The 18,115-nt window shown below is 67.2% G+C and carries 15 protein-coding genes; 6 read left to right on the plus strand and 9 right to left on the minus strand.

What is annotated here, in order from left to right; genetic code table 11:
• Positions 1–20: 20 nt before the first annotated feature.
• On the plus strand, positions 21–1,535 hold the full coding sequence (locus CUJ89_RS18095; protein WP_114178786.1) for a M81 family metallopeptidase: 1,515 nt from the start codon (positions 21–23) through the stop codon (positions 1,533–1,535).
• Positions 1,536–1,709: 174 nt separating this feature from the next.
• On the opposite strand, the gene CUJ89_RS18100 is transcribed toward CUJ89_RS18095, so the two are convergent.
• The gene (locus tag CUJ89_RS18100) at positions 1,710–2,498 is read right to left on the minus strand and encodes an IclR family transcriptional regulator (RefSeq protein WP_201752364.1); all 789 of its coding nucleotides are present in this window, start codon (positions 2,496–2,498) and stop codon (positions 1,710–1,712) included.
• Positions 2,499–2,725: 227 nt separating this feature from the next.
• Here CUJ89_RS18100 and pcaF point away from each other — a divergent pair, with 227 nt between their 5' ends.
• Positions 2,726–3,928, plus strand: coding sequence for a 3-oxoadipyl-CoA thiolase (gene pcaF, locus CUJ89_RS18105; protein ID WP_114178790.1), 1,203 nt, complete (start codon positions 2,726–2,728; stop codon positions 3,926–3,928).
• Positions 3,929–4,020: 92 nt separating this feature from the next.
• Here pcaF and CUJ89_RS18110 read toward each other — a convergent pair whose 3' ends face one another.
• Positions 4,021–4,521: a DUF523 domain-containing protein gene (locus tag CUJ89_RS18110; protein WP_114178792.1), complete on the minus strand. Its 501-nt coding sequence runs from the start codon at positions 4,519–4,521 to the stop codon at positions 4,021–4,023.
• 82 nt (positions 4,522–4,603) lie between these two features.
• Positions 4,604–4,900 (minus strand): hypothetical protein, encoded by a 297-nt coding sequence (locus CUJ89_RS38540; protein WP_236655027.1) that lies wholly within the window; start codon positions 4,898–4,900, stop codon positions 4,604–4,606.
• 267 nt (positions 4,901–5,167) lie between these two features.
• Here CUJ89_RS38540 and CUJ89_RS18125 point away from each other — a divergent pair, with 267 nt between their 5' ends.
• Positions 5,168–6,712 carry a PAS domain-containing methyl-accepting chemotaxis protein gene (locus tag CUJ89_RS18125; protein ID WP_114178794.1) on the plus strand — a complete coding sequence of 515 codons (1,545 nt, stop codon included), beginning with the start codon at positions 5,168–5,170 and terminating at the stop codon, positions 6,710–6,712.
• A gap of 69 nt (positions 6,713–6,781) precedes the next feature.
• On the opposite strand, the gene CUJ89_RS18130 is transcribed toward CUJ89_RS18125, so the two are convergent.
• From CUJ89_RS18130 to CUJ89_RS18140, 3 genes are all read right to left on the minus strand, one after another.
• Positions 6,782–8,005 (minus strand): hypothetical protein, encoded by a 1,224-nt coding sequence (locus CUJ89_RS18130; protein ID WP_236655028.1) that lies wholly within the window; start codon positions 8,003–8,005, stop codon positions 6,782–6,784.
• 117 nt (positions 8,006–8,122) lie between these two features.
• The gene (gene gabD / locus CUJ89_RS18135; RefSeq protein ID WP_114178798.1) at positions 8,123–9,592 is read right to left on the minus strand and encodes an NADP-dependent succinate-semialdehyde dehydrogenase; all 1,470 of its coding nucleotides are present in this window, start codon (positions 9,590–9,592) and stop codon (positions 8,123–8,125) included.
• Between the two features lie 83 nt (positions 9,593–9,675).
• Entirely contained in the window at positions 9,676–10,965 is a 1,290-nt protein-coding gene (locus tag CUJ89_RS18140) for a 4-aminobutyrate--2-oxoglutarate transaminase (protein WP_201752365.1), read from the minus strand.
• A gap of 120 nt (positions 10,966–11,085) precedes the next feature.
• On the opposite strand from CUJ89_RS18140, the gene CUJ89_RS18145 reads away from it, so the two are divergent.
• A complete protein-coding gene (locus CUJ89_RS18145; RefSeq protein ID WP_114178800.1) occupies positions 11,086–12,594 on the plus strand; it encodes a PLP-dependent aminotransferase family protein in 1,509 nt (502 codons plus the stop codon).
• Positions 12,595–12,685: 91 nt separating this feature from the next.
• Here CUJ89_RS18145 and CUJ89_RS18150 read toward each other — a convergent pair whose 3' ends face one another.
• Entirely contained in the window at positions 12,686–13,522 is an 837-nt protein-coding gene (locus CUJ89_RS18150; RefSeq protein ID WP_114178802.1) for a DMT family transporter, read from the minus strand.
• Between the two features lie 115 nt (positions 13,523–13,637).
• Between CUJ89_RS18150 and selD the strand changes: the two genes are divergently transcribed.
• Together selD and CUJ89_RS18160 are read left to right on the plus strand one after the other, a co-directional pair.
• Positions 13,638–14,702, plus strand: coding sequence for a selenide, water dikinase SelD (gene selD / locus CUJ89_RS18155; RefSeq protein WP_114181433.1), 1,065 nt, complete (start codon positions 13,638–13,640; stop codon positions 14,700–14,702).
• 381 nt (positions 14,703–15,083) lie between these two features.
• Positions 15,084–16,163 carry a purine-nucleoside phosphorylase gene (locus tag CUJ89_RS18160; RefSeq protein WP_114178804.1) on the plus strand — a complete coding sequence of 360 codons (1,080 nt, stop codon included), beginning with the start codon at positions 15,084–15,086 and terminating at the stop codon, positions 16,161–16,163.
• Between the two features lie 208 nt (positions 16,164–16,371).
• Here CUJ89_RS18160 and CUJ89_RS18165 read toward each other — a convergent pair whose 3' ends face one another.
• Both CUJ89_RS18165 and ceoR read right to left on the minus strand, forming a co-directional pair.
• A complete protein-coding gene (locus tag CUJ89_RS18165) occupies positions 16,372–16,665 on the minus strand; it encodes a DUF4148 domain-containing protein (protein ID WP_114178806.1) in 294 nt (97 codons plus the stop codon).
• 405 nt (positions 16,666–17,070) lie between these two features.
• The gene (gene ceoR, locus CUJ89_RS18170; RefSeq protein ID WP_114178808.1) at positions 17,071–18,075 is read right to left on the minus strand and encodes a putative multidrug efflux transcriptional regulator CeoR; all 1,005 of its coding nucleotides are present in this window, start codon (positions 18,073–18,075) and stop codon (positions 17,071–17,073) included.
• Positions 18,076–18,115: the final 40 nt, after the last annotated feature.

Here is an 18,115-nt window from a genome sequence, read left to right on the forward strand (position 1 = left end):
CTATTTCCGGAGACAGGTTTTTGGACACACGCATTTTGATCGCCGGCTTTCAGCATGAAACCAATACGTTTGCACCATCGAAAGCCGCTTACGCCAACTTCGAGCGTGGCGAGGGTTTCCCGGCCATGGTGCGGGGCGATGACGTGCTCGCGCTACGCGACGTCAATATTCCTGCGGGCGGGTTCATCGCCGCCGCCGAAAGGCGTGGCTGGACCTTGCTGCCGATCATCTGGGCGGGCGCGAGTCCGTCGGCCCACGTTACCGAGGATGCGTTCGAGCGCATTGCCGGCGAAATCGTCGAGGCAGTTCGCAGGGGCGGCTTCGACGCGGTGTACCTCGACCTGCACGGCGCGATGGTCGCCGAGCATACCGACGACGGCGAAGGCACGTTGCTGGAGCGCGTGCGCGCGGCGGTCGGCCCGGCCGTGCCCGTGGTCGCGTCGCTCGACCTGCATGCCAACGTCACCGAACGGATGCTGCGCGAGGCCGACGCGCTGGTCGCCTACCGCACCTATCCGCATATCGACATGGCCGAGACCGGGGAACGCGCAGCCGTGCTGCTCCAGCGCCTGCTCGACCCGCAGGCGGCGGGCGGCCGCCCGCTGCATCGCGCCGCGCGCCGGCTGCCGTTCCTGATCCCGATCAATGGCATGTGCACGCTGCTCGAACCCTCGCGCGGCATGTACGCACAGCTCGCGGCGCAGGAGACCGGGGCCGTGGCCTCGCTGTCGTTCGCGCCTGGTTTTCCGGCGGCCGATTTCCCCGAATGCGGCCCGGTCATCTGGGGCTACGGCGATGACGCCGCCGCGGTCGAGGCAGCCGTGCAGGCGCTCTACGACAAGATGCTGGCCGACGAGGCCGCGTGGCAGGTGCCGTTCCTGTCGCCCGACGCCGCCGTGCGCGAGGCAATGCGGCTTTCCGAGGGGGCCGGCAAGCCGGTCGTCATCGCCGATACCCAGGACAACCCCGGCGCGGGCGGCGACTCGAACACGACGGGCATGCTGCGGGCGCTGTTGCGCAATGGCGCAAAAGATGCGGCGATCGGCTTGATCTGGGATCCGGCGGCTGCGGCTGCGGCCCATCGCGCCGGCGTCGGCGCGTTCATCGAACTGGCGCTCGGCGGCGTCGCCGGCGTTCCCGGCGACGAGCCGCACCATGCGCGTTTCGAGGTCGTGAAGCTGTCCGATGGCGTATGCCGATATGACGGCCCGATGATGAACGGCATGCTCGCCGATATCGGCCCGGTGGCCTGCCTGCGACTCGATGGCGTGCTGATCGTGGTGAGCAGCGGCAAGGCGCAGATGCTCGACCGCAATCTCTATCGCGTGGGCGGCGTCGAGCCGGAAGCGATGAGGATCCTCGTCAACAAAAGCTCGGTGCACTTCCGCGCTGATTTCCAGGGCATCGCCCACGCGGTGCTCGTCGCCAAGGCGCCTGGCCCGATGACGGCGGATCCGGCCGATTTGCCCTGGACTCGGCTGGCCCCGGGAATCCGGATGAAGCCGATGGGAAAGGCATTCCCCGGCGACTGTTGAAGCGTTGAAGAGCGGCACGTCGCCGACGTGCCGCCACGCGATTCCCCGATACGCCCGCGAGCCGGCCGCCGTCCTGGTCAACGCCATCGCGGCGCCGGCCGCATGGCGCCGCGGGATCGCCTACACCTCGTTCCACGCCGCGAGGCGCGGGCGCACCTGCGCGCGGGTCGTTGCTTACCCGCGCCGCGCAACCAACTCCGACACCGTCTGCGCGGCCTGCTGCAGCGGCCCGAGAAACTCCTTCACCATCTGCTTCGCGGTATGCCGCTGCGCGTTGCCGCTGATGTTCATTGCCGCGATGATCTGCCCGCGCCGGTTGCGGATCGGCGCGGACAGCGACATCAGCCCCACTTCGAGTTCCTGGTCGACCACGGCCCAGCCCTGCTGGCGCGCCTGCGCGATCGCCGCCTTCAGCTCGCCGAGGTCGGTGATCGTGCGCGGCGTATGCGCCCGGATGCCGCTCTGCGCGAGCGTTTCGTCGAGCGCCGCGTCGTCGAGCGCGGACAGCAGCACGCGGCCCATCGACGTGCAGTACGCGGGCAGCCGGCTGCCGATCGACAGGTTGATCGTCATGATCTTGCGGGTCGGCACGCGCAGCACGTAGACGATCTCGGTGCGGTCGAGCACCGCGGCCGAGCAGCTTTCGTGGATCTGCGCGGACAGTTGCTCCATCACCGGATCGGCGAGATTCCAGAACGGCATCGACGTCAGGTATGCGAAGCCGAGCTCGAGGATCTTCGGCGTGAGCCTGAACAGCCGGCCGTCGGCCTCGACGTAGCCGAGCGTCTGCAGCGTGAGCAGGATCCGGCGCGCGCCCGCGCGCGTGAGGCCGGTGGCCGACGCGACCTCGGTGAGCGTCTGCTCCGGGCGCGCCGCGTCGAATGCACGGATCACCGCGAGGCCGCGTGCGAACGACTGCACATAGGAGTCGCCAGGTTTAGTTTGAGTGTCTTCGGTTGTCATGAACGGTCGGATTGTCGTGCAGCCGAGAAGATAGCGCATGGGCCCTGACACGCCAACCGCACGGCGGACCGGGCGCTTGACAGGTCGTCCCTGCACTCCCTATGATGCGTTGAACGTTCGATACACGATCTTATGTTCGTATATAGAACATTTAAGCGCATCCCGGCGGGTAATGCAAGGGGCGCGCCCTGTTCATTTCCCAGCTTTGCATGAGACCGGAGACACTGATGACCGAAGCTTTTCTGTGTGATGCGATCCGTACCCCGATCGGGCGTTACGGCGGTGCGCTGTCCGGCGTGCGCGCCGACGACCTGGGCGCGGTGCCGCTCAAGGCGCTCGTCGAGCGCAACCGTGAAGTCGACTGGACGGTGATCGACGACGTGATCTACGGCTGCGCGAACCAGGCCGGCGAGGACAACCGCAACGTCGCGCGCATGTCGGCGCTGCTCGCGGGCCTGCCGCAGGGCGTGCCGGGTTCGACGATCAACCGGCTGTGCGGTTCCGGGATGGACGCGGTCGGCGTGGCCGCGCGCGCGATCAAGTCGGGGGAGGCCGCGCTGATGGTCGCGGGCGGCGTCGAGAGCATGACGCGTGCGCCGTTCGTGATGGGCAAGGCCGCGAGCGCGTTCGCGCGCCAGGCCGACATCTTCGATACGACGATCGGCTGGCGCTTCGTCAATCCGCTGATGAAGCAGCTGCACGGCGTCGATTCGATGCCGGAGACGGCCGAGAATGTCGCGGTCGACTACAACATCAGCCGCGCCGACCAGGACCTGTTCGCGTTGCGCAGCCAGCAGAAAGCCGCGCGTGCGCAGCAGGACGGTACGCTCGCCGAGGAAATCGTCGCGGTCACGATTCCGCAGAAGAAGGGCGATCCGGTGGTCGTGTCGCGCGACGAACATCCGCGCGAGACGTCGCTCGAAGCGCTCGCGAAGCTGAAGGGAGTCGTGCGCCCGGACGGCTCGGTGACGGCCGGCAACGCATCGGGCGTCAACGACGGTGCAGCCGCGCTGCTGCTCGCGAACGAGGCAACCGCGAAGCGCTTCGGCCTGACGCCGCGCGCGCGCGTGCTGGGCATCGCGACGGCCGGCGTCGCGCCGCGCGTGATGGGCATCGGCCCCGCGCCGGCCACGCAGAAGCTGCTCGCGCGGCTCGGGATGACGATCGACCAGTTCGACGTGATCGAGCTGAACGAGGCGTTCGCGTCGCAGGGCCTCGCGGTGCTGCGCATGCTCGGCGTCGCCGATGACGATCCGCGCGTGAACCCGAACGGCGGCGCGATCGCACTGGGCCATCCGCTCGGCGCATCGGGTGCGCGCCTCGTGACAACCGCGATGTACCAGCTGCATCGCACGAACGGCCGCTTTGCGCTGTGCACGATGTGTATCGGCGTCGGCCAGGGCATCGCGATCGCGATCGAACGCGTCTGACCCGCGTCATGCGGCGCAGCGGCCGGACACGCGCCGCTTCGCCGTTCCTCGAACGATGCGCGGCACGAGAATCCTCGTGCCGCGCATTGTCGTTAACCGGCCTGCGACATCTGCTTGAGGCGCGCGTCGAGCGCGTCGATCTCGGTGTCCGCAAACACCTCGATGCCATGCTCGCGCAGCAAGGCCGCCGTGACACCGGCGCCGGCATGCCGCCGGTTGGCGAAACTCCCGTCATAAATGAAGGTGCTGCCGCACGACGGACTGCCGTCGGCCAGGATCGCGAAGCGGCAATCGTGCGCGCGCGCGAGTGCGAGCGCGGTTTGCGCACCGGAAACGAACGGCGCAGTCACGTCGGTGCCGTTCACGTCGACGATGCGGGCGGCGCCCGACAACACCCGCTGCCCCGATTCACCGTCCGCGATTTCGGCGGGCGGGCGCGGCACGCTGAAGCCGCCCGCCAGTTCGGGGCAGACGGGCACGAGCCGCCCTTCGCGCTGCCACCGTTCGAGCGCCTCGTGCGCGGCGGTCCTGGCCGAGCCGTTGTAACGGACCGGATGACCGACCACGCATAGGCTGACGAGGATCTTCAGCATGGCTTGCGGTTGCCGCTCGTTCTGCAATTTCGCTCTCCGTGATGGCTGATGGCGGCTGTCGCAAAGCGGGAAATTCCACGCTTCACCCAGTCTGCGCATGGGCCGCGTGGTAGAGCTGCTCGCCAAGCCCGCAGCCGCGCCAGTTGCGACTCACATGCAGGAACTTCAACTGCAGTATGTCGCGTTGCGGGCCGAGCGGCCGGCTGTCCACGACGGTTGCCGCGACGAGTCGCGCATCGTCGAACAACCCACGGAACCAGTCGCCGCGACCGTCGCCGTATTCCAGGACAGCCGATTCAGTGCGTGCAATGCCTTTTTCATTGAATTTGAATTGCGGTTGAATGGAGCAGGATAGACCGAATCGTTTTGTCGCAGGCAATGGATGCCTGCGTTGACTCGCCGCACGGCGCTGTCGGGCAGCGCGTTGTGACATACGGATAAGTGCACGCGCCGATTATCGCCGGATTATTTGATCGAAATCATGGCGGCGGCAGAATTGGATATTTTATGCGCGACAAGGGTAAGGTTTTCCACTGGGTTGCCGACAGTAAAGATGAAGACCGTCGTAAAGCGATCAACCGTTTTTCGGCTACTGAGCGCGATTTCAGCGCGGCGCGGACGACATATCCGCCTTTCGGAGCCTTGCATGCGCAACAACCAGCCCGTTACCCAACAAGCATTCGATTTTCCCGACGACGTCACGCTGATGTCGACGACCGATGCCGACAGCATCATCACGTACGCGAATACCACGTTCGCGCAGGTCAGCGGTTTCTCGAACGAGGAGCTCGTCGGCCAGCCGCACAACGCGGTGCGCCACCCGGACATGCCGCGCGAAGCGTTTGCCGACATGTGGGCGACGCTCAAGCGCGGCGAGCCGTGGACCGCGCTCGTGAAGAACCGCCGGAAGAATGGCGACCACTACTGGGTGCGCGCGAACGCGATACCGGTGATGCGCAACGGCGAGCCGCAGGGCTACATGTCGGTGCGCACGAAGGCGCCGCGCAACGAGACCGAGGCCGCCGACGCGCTGTATCGCGCGTTTCGCGAAGGCAAGGCCGGCCAGCGCCGGTTCCACAAGGGGCTGATCATCCGCACGGGGCTGATGCGCATCGCGTCGCTGTCGCAGACGATGTCGGTGCGCGCGCGGGTTCATTCGGCGCTGTGCGTGCTGGCGCCGGCTGTCGTCGGTGCGGGCTGGGCATGCGGGCTGGCCGGCGGCGGGCTCGCGGCGTTTGCCGCCGCGACGGTCGGCGTGGCTGCTGCTGCTGGCCTGTGGCTCGACGCGCAGATCGTGCGTCCGCTGAAGCGGCTGCACGACCAGGCGCTGAACGTCGCGACCGGCGAGAGCCGGCGCGGCGTGCGGATGGATCGCGTCGACGAGATCGGCATGACGCTGCGCACGCTCAACCAGCTCGGGCTGATGTTCCGTTGGCTCGTCGACGACGTCAGCGAGCAGGTGCACAACGTGCAGCGCGCGAGCAACGAGATCGCGCAGGGCAACAACGACCTGAGCGCGCGCACCGAGCAGGCTGCGTCGAGCGTGCAGGAGACGGCCGCGTCGATGGCCGAGATGACGGCGACCGTCGACAGCAACGCGGAAACCGCGCTGCAGGCGAACCGGCTCGCGGTATCGGCGAGCGATGCGGCCGGGCGCGGCGGGCAGGCCGTGAGCGAGGTCGTCACGACGATGAGCGACATCACCGACAGCTCGCGCAAGATCGCGGACATCATCGGCGTGATCGACGGCATCGCGTTCCAGACCAACATCCTCGCGCTGAACGCGGCCGTCGAGGCCGCGCGCGCGGGCGAGCAGGGGCGCGGCTTCGCGGTGGTCGCGGGCGAGGTGCGGGCGCTCGCGCAGCGCAGCGCGAACGCGGCGAAGGAGATCAAGACGCTGATCGGTGCGAGTGTCGAGCGGGTCGAATCGGGCGCACGGATCGTCGACGGCGCGGGCAAGACGATGGAGGACATCGTCACGCAGGTGAAGCGCGTGTCGGACCTGATCGCGGAAATCAGCTCGTCGACGGTTGAGCAAAGCACGGGGGTCGCGCAGGTCGACCAGGCGGTCGTGCATCTGGACAACATCACGCAGCAGAACGCGGCGCTCGTCGAGCAGAGCACGGCGGCGTCGGAGAGCCTGAAGCAGCAGGCGACGCGGCTCGTGGATGCGGTGAACGTGTTCCGCTGATGGCGGGGAGGCGACGCGACGCGGGCGCGGCGGAGAGGGGCGCCGGCCCGCGCATCCTGCCGGCGACGGTCAGATCAGCGCCGGCTGCAGCGGCGCACGATGCTCGCGAACCTTGACGATCCGGTATTCGTTGCGGAGCCCCTCGTCGGTGACGATCTGCGTCTGACGAAGATCGACGACCAGCACGTCTCCTTTTCCGAAGCGCTCGCCGGCATCGACCTTCGCGAGAAACTGTTCGTCCTCCAGCGCGGCGAAGAACGCGGATGTGCCGTCGTGCACACGCCACTTGTTGCCGTCCTTGAACACGACGGATTCGAGCAGCAGCACCTTGCGCGCGATCGTATCGGTGACCACTTCGCCGGGATCGTCGCTGCTCGCGAACACATCGAGTTCGTCGTTCTCGATCGTGAGTTCGATCGTGTTGCCGCGAACGATGCCGAAGCTGGCGATGCCGTCGCGTTCGAGCGGCGACAGCGCTTTCTGCAGGCTGACGCGGACCGTCCGGTTCAGGTAGAGCCGATAGGTGACTTCGTCGACAGTGAAGGATTCCTGTTCCGAGATCCAGACCCGGGTTTGTTCCCCTTCCTGTTCGATGCGACGCGGTTTGCGTCCGCGCAGCGTACGGATCAGGCCGATCAGGCCGCCGCCTCCGACGATGCCGAGTGCGCCGAGGATCGCCATCGCGTTGCTGAACGCGCCGGCGTTCGGCCCCGCGAACAGGTCGCGGATCTGGCTCGCGAGTGACTGGACGAAGATCAGCTCCGAGTGGAACGAGCCGGCCTTGAAGCTGCCCCGGACCTCGAGACGCACCTCGGCGTTTTCGCCGTTGAGCTCCTTGTTGGTAGACGTGAACAGATCGGCGATAGCGATGAGCGCCGGGGCCAGGTCGCGCACGTCCATCCTGTGCTCGGCGAGTGCAGGCCCGTCGTAGATGACGACGAACGGCTGGTGATTGCTCGTGCCGCGTGAATTTCCCGCGAGCGGGATCGTTCGACGATTGGACGTACTCAAGATCATGCGCAGGCTCCTTGCTTCGCAGGCGCGATCGCGCGCCGCGGGCGTTGGCGGGTGCCTGGGCGATTGCAAGGAAGTGGTGCGGGCACGCCGCGAGCAGATGGTGCGCGGGCCGCGCCGTCGGGTGAAGTGTTCATGCGCATGCAAACCGGATCGAGGTGGAACGCTCAATCTAGCGGCTTGCTGCGGAACGAGAAATGAGACGTGAACGAAATTCGCGAACGGTATGACGTTCGGCCGAGGCGGCGCCGAAATCGCGCATGGGAAGCACGAAGACATCGAGCGTAGCGCCGCGAGGTGACGCGGGCGCGACGGAGAGGGGCGCCGGCCCGCGTCGGACCGCCCGGTTCCGGCCGGGCGGTCAGGGCCTGCGCGTGATGCCCAGGCCCTGAACCGTCAGACAGCGAGACAGAGGTACTTGATCACGACGTAGTCGTCGATGCCGTAGTGCGAACCTTCGCGGCCGAGGCCCGACTGCTTGACGCCGCCGAACGGTGCGACTTCGTTCGAGATCAGGCCCGTGTTCACGCCGACCATCCCGTATTCGAGCGCTTCGGCGACCTTCCACACGCGGCCGATGTCGCGGCTGAAGAAATACGCGGCAAGACCGAACTCGGTGTCGTTCGCGAGGCGGATCACCTCGTCGTCGCTGCTGAACTTGAACAGCGGCGCGAGCGGCCCGAACGTCTCTTCCTTCGCGACCTTCATCGCGGGCGTGACACCCGTCAGCACGGTCGGCTCGAAGAAGCTGTGGCCGAGCGCGTGGCGCTTGCCGCCCGTCACGACGGTCGCGCCCTTCGCGAGCGCGTCCTCGATGTGCGCCTCGACCTTCAGCACGGCCGCCTCGTTGATCAGCGGGCCTTGCGTGACGCCCGACTCGGTGCCGCGCCCGACCTTCAGCTGGCCGACCGCCGCCGCGAGCTTCTGCGCGAACTGGTCGTACACGGCTTCATGCACGTAGAAGCGGTTCGTGCACACGCAGGTCTGGCCGCTGTTGCGGTATTTCGACGCGATCGCGCCCTGCACGGCCGCATCGAGATCGGCGTCGTCGAACACGATGAACGGCGCGTTGCCGCCGAGCTCCAGCGACACCTTCTTGACCGTCGCCGCGCATTGCGCCATCAGCAGGCGGCCGACCGGCGTCGAGCCGGTGAACGACAGCTTGCGCACGATCGGGTTCGACGTCAGTTCGCCGCCGATCGCCTTCGGGTCGCCCGTGACGACGCTGAACACGCCGGCCGGCACGCCCGCGCGCTCCGCCAGCACGGCCATCGCGAGCGCAGAGAACGGGGTTGCCTCGGCCGGCTTCACGACGATCGGGCAGCCTGCCGCGAGCGCGGGGCCGACCTTGCGCGTGATCATCGCCGCCGGGAAGTTCCACGGCGTGATCGCCGCGCACACGCCGATCGCTTCCTTCGTCACGACGATGCGCTTGTCGCTCGCCGGCGTCGGGATCGTGTCGCCGTACACGCGCTTGCCTTCCTCGGCGAACCACTCGAGGAACGATGCCGCGTAGCCGATCTCGCCCTTCGCTTCGGCCAGCGACTTGCCCTGTTCGGTCGTCAGGATCAGCGCGAGGTCGTCGGCGTTTTCCATCATCAGGTCGTGCCACTTGCGCAGGATCGCCGCGCGTTCCTTCGCGGTCTTCTTGCGCCAGGCCGGCCAGGCGGCATTCGCGGCGTCGATCGCGTGACGCGTCTCGGCCGTACCCATCGCCGGCACGGTGCCGAGCAGGCCGCCCGTCGCCGGATTGCGGACTTCGAACGACTCGCCGTTCGATGCATCTTGCCATTCGCCGTTGACGTACGCCTGCTGGCGGAACAGCGACGGATCTTTCAGTGCCAGGGTTTCCTGAACAGTGCTCATGTGAGTAGCCTGCTTTGAAGATGACGGATGAAACGGCCGCCGCCGTCTTGACGACGGCGGCGGCGCATTCGGTTGACGGGAACTCAGGCCGGCACGCCGACCGTTTCCTTCAGCACTTCCTCGAGGATCACGAGCGCTTCGTCGAACACGGCCTGCGTAATCGTCAGCGGGAACAGGAAGCGCACGACGTTCGAGTACACGCCGCACACGAGCAGCAGCAGGCCGCGCTCGAGCGCACGCGCCTGCACGCGCTTCGTGAAGTCGGCGTCCGGCTCGCCCGAGCCCGGCTTCAGGAACTCGACCGCGATCATCGCGCCCGGGCCGCGCACGTCGGCGATCTGCGGCACGTCGGCCTGCAGCGAATTCAGCTTCGCCTTCAGCACGTCGCCGAGTTGCGTGGCGCGCTCGCACAGCTTCTCTTCGTCGATGATTTCGAGCACCGCGTGCGCCGATGCGACGGCCAGCGGGTTGCCCGCATACGTGCCGCCGAGGCCGCCGGGCGCTGCCGCGTCCATCACGTCCGCACGGCCGACGACGCCCGACAGCGGCATGCCGCCCGCGAGGCTCTTCGCCATCGTGATCAGGTCGGCCAGCACGTCGTAGTGCTGCATCGCGAACAGCTTGCCGGTACGTGCGAAGCCGGTCTGCACTTCGTCGGCGATCAGCAGGATGCCGTGCTCGTTACAGATCTTGCGCAGCGCGCGCACGAATTCGGCCGGCGCCGAGTAGAAGCCGCCTTCGCCCTGGACCGGTTCGAAGATGATCGCGGCGACGCGCTTCGGATCGATATCGGCCTTGAACAGCATCTCGATCGCCTTGATCGAGTCGGCCGTCGTCACGCCGTGCAGCGCGTTCGGGTACGGCGCGTGGAACACGTCGCCCGGGAACGGGCCGAAGTTCAGCTTGTACGGGGCGACCTTGCCGGTCAGCGCCATGCCCATCATCGTGCGGCCGTGGAAGCCGCCCGAGAATGCGATGACGCCCGGACGGCCGGTCGATGCGCGCGCGATCTTGATCGCGTTTTCGACGGCTTCGGCGCCGGTCGTGAAGAACGCGGTCTTTTTCGGGAAATCGCCCGGTGCGCGGGCGTTGATCTTCTCGGCCAGTTCGACGTACGACGCGTACGGGACGATCTGGTAAGCGGTGTGCGTGAAGTTGTTCAGTTGATCCGCGATCGCCTTGACGATCTTCGGGTGGCGGTGGCCGGTGTTCAGCACCGCGATGCCGGCGGCGAAATCGATGAAGCGGCGGCCTTCGACATCCCACAGCTCCGCGTTCTCGGCGCGGGCTGCGTAGAAATCGCACATCACGCCGACGCCGCGCGGGGTGGCGGCGTTCTTGCGGGCCTGCAGGTCGGCATTCTTCACGGTCATCTCCTTGATGTTCTATCCGGTGAGCAGAAAATCGGGCGCATTGGCAGCCCATGGAGGCGACTATAATCACATTTGGCTCTGGCAATCAGAGCCATTTCAATAAATATTCAGGAGCCAATCATGCGCGCGAGCGTGTTGTCGGACTGGCTGGCGCAGCGCCTCGTGCGCGGCGGCGAACAGCCGATCTACCGGCAGCTTCACCGGCTGTTGCAACAGGCGATCCTGTCGCGCGAACTGCCGGCCGGCACGCGCGTGCCGTCGTCGCGGCTGCTGGCCGCCGAGCTAGGGATCGCACGCAACACGGTCACGCAGGTTTACGAACAGCTTGCGCTCGAAGGTTACGTGAATTCGGCGACGGGCCGCGGCACGTTCGTCGCCGACAGCGCGCCGGACGAGATCGTCGGCGCGCCGCCCGACGCGACGGCAGGCCCGGCCGTCGTGCTGCCGTCCGCGCGGCGGCTGTCCGCGCGCGGCACGCGGCTCGTCGAAGGGGCCGGCGTGTCGAAGCGGCAGGGCGGCGCGTTCATGCCGGGCGTGCCCGATGTGTCGCGATTTCCGGCGCGCGTGTGGACGCGGCTGCACAACAAGTACTGGCGGCGTTTGCGCCCCGACCTGCTGACCTATGCGCCAGGCGGCGGGCTTGCGCTGCTGCGCGAGGCGCTGGCCGACTACCTGCGCACGGCGCGCTCGGTGCGCTGCACACCCGAGCAGATCGTGATCACGACCGGCATCCACCAGTCGATCGACCTCGCGGTGCGGCTGCTGACCGACCCGGGCGACGCGATCTGGACCGAGGACCCGTGCTACTGGGGCGTGCGCAGCGTGCTGAATGTGTCGGGGCTGACCACGCGGCCGATTCCGGTCGACGACGAAGGCATCGCGCCGTCGGCCGCCGATCTCGCCGAACCGCCGAAGCTGATGCTCGTCACGCCGTCGCACCAGTATCCGCTCGGGATGGTGATGAGCCTCGCGCGGCGGCGGATGCTGCTCGAATACGCGCGCCAGCACGGCTGCTGGATCATCGAGGACGATTACGACAGCGAATTCCGCTACGGCAGCCGGCCGCTCGCGTCGCTGCAGGGTCTCGATACGGCCGGGCAGGTGATCTACGTCGGCAGTTTCGGCAAGACGCTGTTTCCCGGGTTGCGGGTCGGCTATCTGGTCGCGCCGGAACCGCTCGCGGAAAGCTTCGCGACCGCGAGCGCCGAACTGTATCGCGAAGGGCAGTTGCTGCAGCAGGCCGTGCTCGCGGAATTCATCGCGGAAGGGCACTTCGTATCGCATATCCGCAAGATGCGCACGCTGTACGGGCAACGCCGCGAAGTGCTGCTCGACGCGGTCGCGCGCCGCTATGGCGACACGCTGCAGGCGCTCGGCAGCGATGCGGGGCTGCATCTCGTCACGCAATTGCCGGCAGGCGTCGACGATCGTGCGGTCGCGCAGGCCGCGCTGGAGCGCAATATCGTCGTGCGGCCGTTGTCCGGCTATTACGCGGACCGCGAGCGCGCGGCGTCGGGGTTGCTGCTCGGCTATGCGTGCGTGCCGGAGGACGAGATCGCGCCGGCGTTCGCGACGCTCGCCGAGGCGATCGACGAGCGGGCGTTCGGGAGGGTGGTTGCGGCGGCTTGAAGGGAACGGCGCGACGGCATTGTCGCGGTATGGTGTAGGCGGTCGACGCGGGATCGAGCCATTCTCTCCGCAGCGCGGAGAACATTCGCGCTTAGAGCCGGATCAGCGCCGCGCCCGCGACCACCAGCGCGCACGCGGCGAGCCGCTGCGCGCCGGGCCGCTCGCGCATCACGAACCAGCCGATCGCGACCGCGAAGATCGAGCTCGTTTCGCGCAGCGCCGACACGGTCGCGACCGGCAGGTGCCGGTACGCGAGGATCACGATCGCATACGCGGCGAGCGAGATCGTGCCGGCGATCGCACCCTGCCGCAGCGCCGTGCGCGAGCCGAGCACTGCACGCGGGCCGCCGCGCGCTGCGCAGACGAGCACGAGCTGCGGCACGCTCCACAGCAGGTACACCCACGCGATGTAGCCGAGCGCGCTGCCGGACACGCGCGAGCCGATCCCGTCGCAGATCGAATACGTGGCGATGAACACGCCCGTGAGCAGCGCATACGGCACGCCTTCCCCGGAGAACCTGAACCCGCGCCGCAGCGCGAGCGACATGATGCCGAATGACACGAGCGCGATGCCCGCGAAGCCGAACGGCGTCGGACGCTCGTGCAGCACCGCGAACGCGAGCACCGATACGAGCAGCGGCGACATCCCGCGCGCGATCGGATAGATCTGCCCGAACTCGCCGCTGCGGTACGCGCGCGCGAGCGTGAAGCAGTACGCGACCTCGAGCGCGGCCGACGCGGCAATGTATGGCCAGGCGGCGGGCGCCGGCGCGGGCAGCAGCGCGGCGCCGGCGACGCCGAACGCGAGATACGGCAGCGACATCGTGCCGAGCTGGACGAGCCGGTCTTCGCTGACGTGGAGGAAGGCGTTCCAGATGGCGTGCAGCAGCGCGGAGCACAGCACGAGGCCGATAAAAAGGTGATCCATTGACGAAGGCGCGGACGGGAGCGGGAGCGGGCAGGCGCCGTCAATTATGTGGGTATCGGGCGCGCTCGCGCGGAATTGTCGATAATAGAACGTTGTTATTTACCGGATGCCGACGATGACCGAAGCCACCCAAGCCCAGCCTGCCGTTCCGCGCCTCACGAGCCTGTCGCACGGGGGCGGCTGCGGTTGCAAGATCGCGCCTGGCGTGCTGTCCGAGCTGCTGAAGCGCGCGACGCCGCCCGCGTTGTTCCCGGATCTGCTGGTCGGCACCGAGACGTCCGACGACGCGGCTGTTTACCGGCTGAACGACGAGCAGGCGATCGTCGCGACCACCGACTTCTTCATGCCGATCGTCGACGATCCGTTCGACTTCGGCCGCATCGCGGCGACCAACGCGCTGTCCGACGTCTATGCGATGGGCGGCAAGCCGATCCTCGCGCTCGCGCTGGTCGGGATGCCGATCAACGTGCTGCCGCACGAGACGATCGCGGCCGTGCTGCGCGGCGGCGAGTCCGTATGCGCAGACGCCGGCATTCCGGTCGCGGGCGGCCATTCGATCGATTCGGTCGAGCCGATCTACGGGCTCGCGGCGATCGGCGTCGTGCATCCGTCACGCGTGAAGCGCAACGCGGCCGCGCGCGCGGGCGACGTGCTCGTGCTCGGCAAGCCGCTCGGCGTCGGCGTGCTGTCGGCCGCGCTGAAAAAGAACCAGCTCGACGCCGCGGGCTATGCGCAGATGGTCGCGACGACCACCAAGCTGAACCGGCCGGGCGCCGAACTCGCCGCGCTGCCGGGCGTGCACGCGCTGACCGACGTCACGGGCTTCGGGCTGCTTGGCCATACGCTCGAACTGGCGCGCGGCGCGCATCTCACCGCGCGTGTGCACTATGCGTCGCTGCCGTGGCTCGCGGGCGTCGAGACGTTCGTTGCCGACGGCGTGTTCACCGGCGCATCGGGTCGCAACTGGGCCGCGTACGGCACGGATGTGCGGCTGGCCGACGGGCTGCTGCCCGTCGCGCAGGCACTGCTGACCGATCCGCAGACGTCGGGCGGCCTGCTGGTCGCGTGCGCGCCCGAGGCTGTCGACGAAGTCCTTGCGTGCTTCCGTGCCGACGGTTTCGACCGCGCGGCCGTGATCGGCGAGATGGTGGACGGGCCTGCGCGCGTCGACGTTGCCTGACGCGGAAATTCCATACCGGATCGTTTTGCGGTCGCTAGAATCGATGCCTTCCATCGAAGGCATCGACACCGATGAACGACTTCCTGTTCGGGCTGATGATCGCGAACTACGCAGCGCTCGTCGTGCTTGCGCAGTCGTAGCGGTTTAGGCGGTGGATGTGCCGGCACCAGCTGGCGTGCCGATCAACCGGATAGTATTCCTGAAGTTATTGTGTAATTCGGCATGCCGATGCCGTCACGCTCTCCACGCGTATCACTCACGCGCCAAAACACCCGCAGCCGTTTCGTAGTCGGGTTCCGCATTGCGCATGCCCGTTCTATACTCCCTCGCGCAGTCTCCGAGAGCCGTTCTCACCCAACATCACCGAAACAAGGAACGCCGATGCTGACTCGCTCCATTCTTTCCGCTGCTGCATTCTCGCTCGCAGCCTGTGCGACCGCGCCGTCGATCGCGCAGGACAACCAGGGCAACAACGCGGGCAACAATGCATTCGCCGAGACCGGTGCACAGGGCCGCCCGGTCAAGGTCATGATCATCACGATGTTCGGTCCGGAGGGCCAGGCCTGGCTCGACCGGCTCGGCCCGTGGCGCGACATCACCGTGCCGGGCCTGTCGTCCGACTATCCGGCCGTGCACTGCAACAAGCAGGACGTGTGCGTGGTGACGACCGGCATGGGCTATGCGAATGCGACTGCGACGATCATGGCGCTCACGTTCTCGCAGCGCTTCGATCTGCGCCGCACGTATTTCCTGGTCTCGGGCATCGCGGGCGTCGACCCCGCGCAAGGCACGGTCGGTTCCGCCGCGTGGTCGAAATACCTCGTCGACTTCAGCCTGCAGTGGGAACTCGATGCACGCGAGATTCCGGCCGGCTGGAATACCGGCTATCTCGGCATCAACACGAAGAGCCCGAACGACAAGCCGCCGCTCGACTACCGCACCGAAGTGTTCCAGCTCAACCCGCAGCTGACCGACGCTGCGTACGCGCTGTCGCGCAACGTCGTGCTCGCCGACAGCGCGCAGGCGCAGGCCGCGCGCGCGAAGTTCACGTATGCGCCGGCGAACCGGCCGCCGACGGTGATCCAGTGCGACACGTCATCGGGCAACACGTGGTTCTCGGGCACGCTGATCGGCGAGCGCGCGCGCCAGTGGACGAAGATCCTGACGGACGGCAAGGGTACCTACTGCATGACCGCGCAGGAAGACAACGCGACGTATGAAGCGCTCAAGCGCGCGGCGAGCGTGAAGCGGGTCGACCTGTCGCGCGTCGCGGTGCTGCGCACGGGGTCCGATTTCGACCGGCCGTATGCGGGGCAGACGAGCGCCGACAACCTGCTGAACTACGCAGACCAGGGCGGCTTCGCCCCGGCGACCGAAAACCTGTACCGCGCGGGCAATCCGCTCGTGCAGGACATCGTGACGCACTGGGGCGAATGGCGCGACGGCGTGCCGCGCCGGTAAGGTCCGGACGATGACTCAGCCGGCGGTCAATGCGCGTGCTGGGCCGAACGGAACGGCGTCCAGACCGGCGTGGTGTCGTCCCAGTGATCGAGCGGCGAAGGAAGTGGGTCGTTCATCATGTGCTCCTGCAACTAACTGACTCAGCGAGTCGTCGAGTGATGTTTTCCGACGCCGCGCACGGGGTAACCCGCTGCGCGGCGTTGCGCGTTTACCGGCCTCCGCCGGCGAGCTGGTTGCTTTCCGGCATCGGGCGATACGGGCCTTGTGCCAGTTCGAGCCCTTGCGGATACGAATTCGCCTTGCGCAGGTACGCGAGCGTGCCGTCGCGGCGGGCCTGTTCGACTTCCGCGCTGACTTCGGCGCGCGTACGCGGGCCGGAGTGCTGCGAGTACCACGACGTGTTGCCGTAATCGCCGGCATGCGGGGTGCTTGAATCGGCGAAGGCCGGTGCGGACACGGCGAGTGCAAGGGCGACGGCGGAGAGAAGGTGGCGGCGGTTCATGGCGTAACTCCTGTCTGTCGGAGTTGGCGCTTTAGCGCTCACTCCGGTCCCATCAACGGGATCTGTTCGATGCGCAACGAGGTGCGCGACAGGGTTTACTCTAGGTATCTGTTCCGTCGCGATAAATGCGGCAGACGCGAATTGATTTGTCGTTGCAGTGGAACAATCGTCATCCGCATGGCCGGCAGGGTGATGCGGAAATCGCTCGAACCCGCTTGCAGCGGGCCTCGCGCGGGTGCGACGGCGACGCGCAACGACTCGCGCGGACGATTGCCGCGGTCGGCACAAAGGTTTGCTGCGGATTCGGGAAAGATCTTGTGCGCCACGCGGAAAGGCGGCGCGAAGGCGGGGCGGCGCACGGGCCTCGCAGCCCGCGCGCGCAGTTCAGACGCGCAGTTCAGACGATTACGCGACCCATTCGTTGATGACCGGCGTGTCGAGCGCCGGCGCGCGTTCGGCTTCCTCGAACGTGCGCTTGCTGCACGTCGCGTCGAGGCTGCCCTTGCCGCTCAGCAGCGGGCAGCGGTCGAACACTTCGGCGACCCAGTCGACGAACACACGCACCTTCGGCGACAGATGGCGGCTGTGCGGATACACGACCGAGATCGGCATCGGCAGCGGCTTGACGCCGGGCAGGACCTCCTTGAGCCGGCCCTCGCGCAGGTGCGGCAGCACCATGAAGAGCGGCGGCTGGATCAGCCCGAAGCCTTCGACCCCGCAGGTCACGTACGCATCCGCATCGTTCACCGACACGATGCTGTCCATCTTGACCTCGACTTCCTTGCCGTCGCTCAGGAACGTCCAGTCGATCGTGCGGCCGGTGCGGCTCGAGAAATAGTTGACGGCCTTGTGATGGCTCAGGTCGTCGATCGTCTGCGGCTCGCCGTGGCGCTCGAGATAGTCGGGCGCGGCGACCGTCACGCCTTCGAACAGGCCGACACGACGCGCGACGAGCGACGAGTCCTGCAGCGCGCCGACGCGGATCACGCAATCGACGCCTTCCTGCAGAAGGTCGACCGGCCGGTCGGACAGGCCGAGCTGCAGGTCGATGTCCGGATAGCGCGTATGAAATTCGCACAGCGACGGAATCACGAGCAGGCGCCCGATCGAACCGGGCATGTCGATACGCAACTTTCCGTGCGGCTTCCGGTTGTTGTTCTGGAAGCTTGCTTCGGTTTCCTCGACGTCCGCGAGGATCCGCACGCATCTTTCGTAGTACGCGGCGCCGTCCGGCGTGAGCGACAGCCGGCGCGTGGTCCGGTGCATCAGCCGCACGCCGAGGAACGCTTCGAGATTCTGGATGATCGTCGTGACGGACGCCCGCGGCAAGCCGAGCGTTTCTGCTGCCTTGGTGAAGCTGCTTGTATCGACGACGCGAGTAAACACCTGCATGGCCTGAAGCCGGTCCATCACAACCTCCGCAATCTAATGAGCCTCCGGAACAAAGAGG

The organism is Burkholderia pyrrocinia (assembly GCF_003330765.1).
Lineage (GTDB): Bacteria > Pseudomonadota > Gammaproteobacteria > Burkholderiales > Burkholderiaceae > Burkholderia > Burkholderia pyrrocinia_B.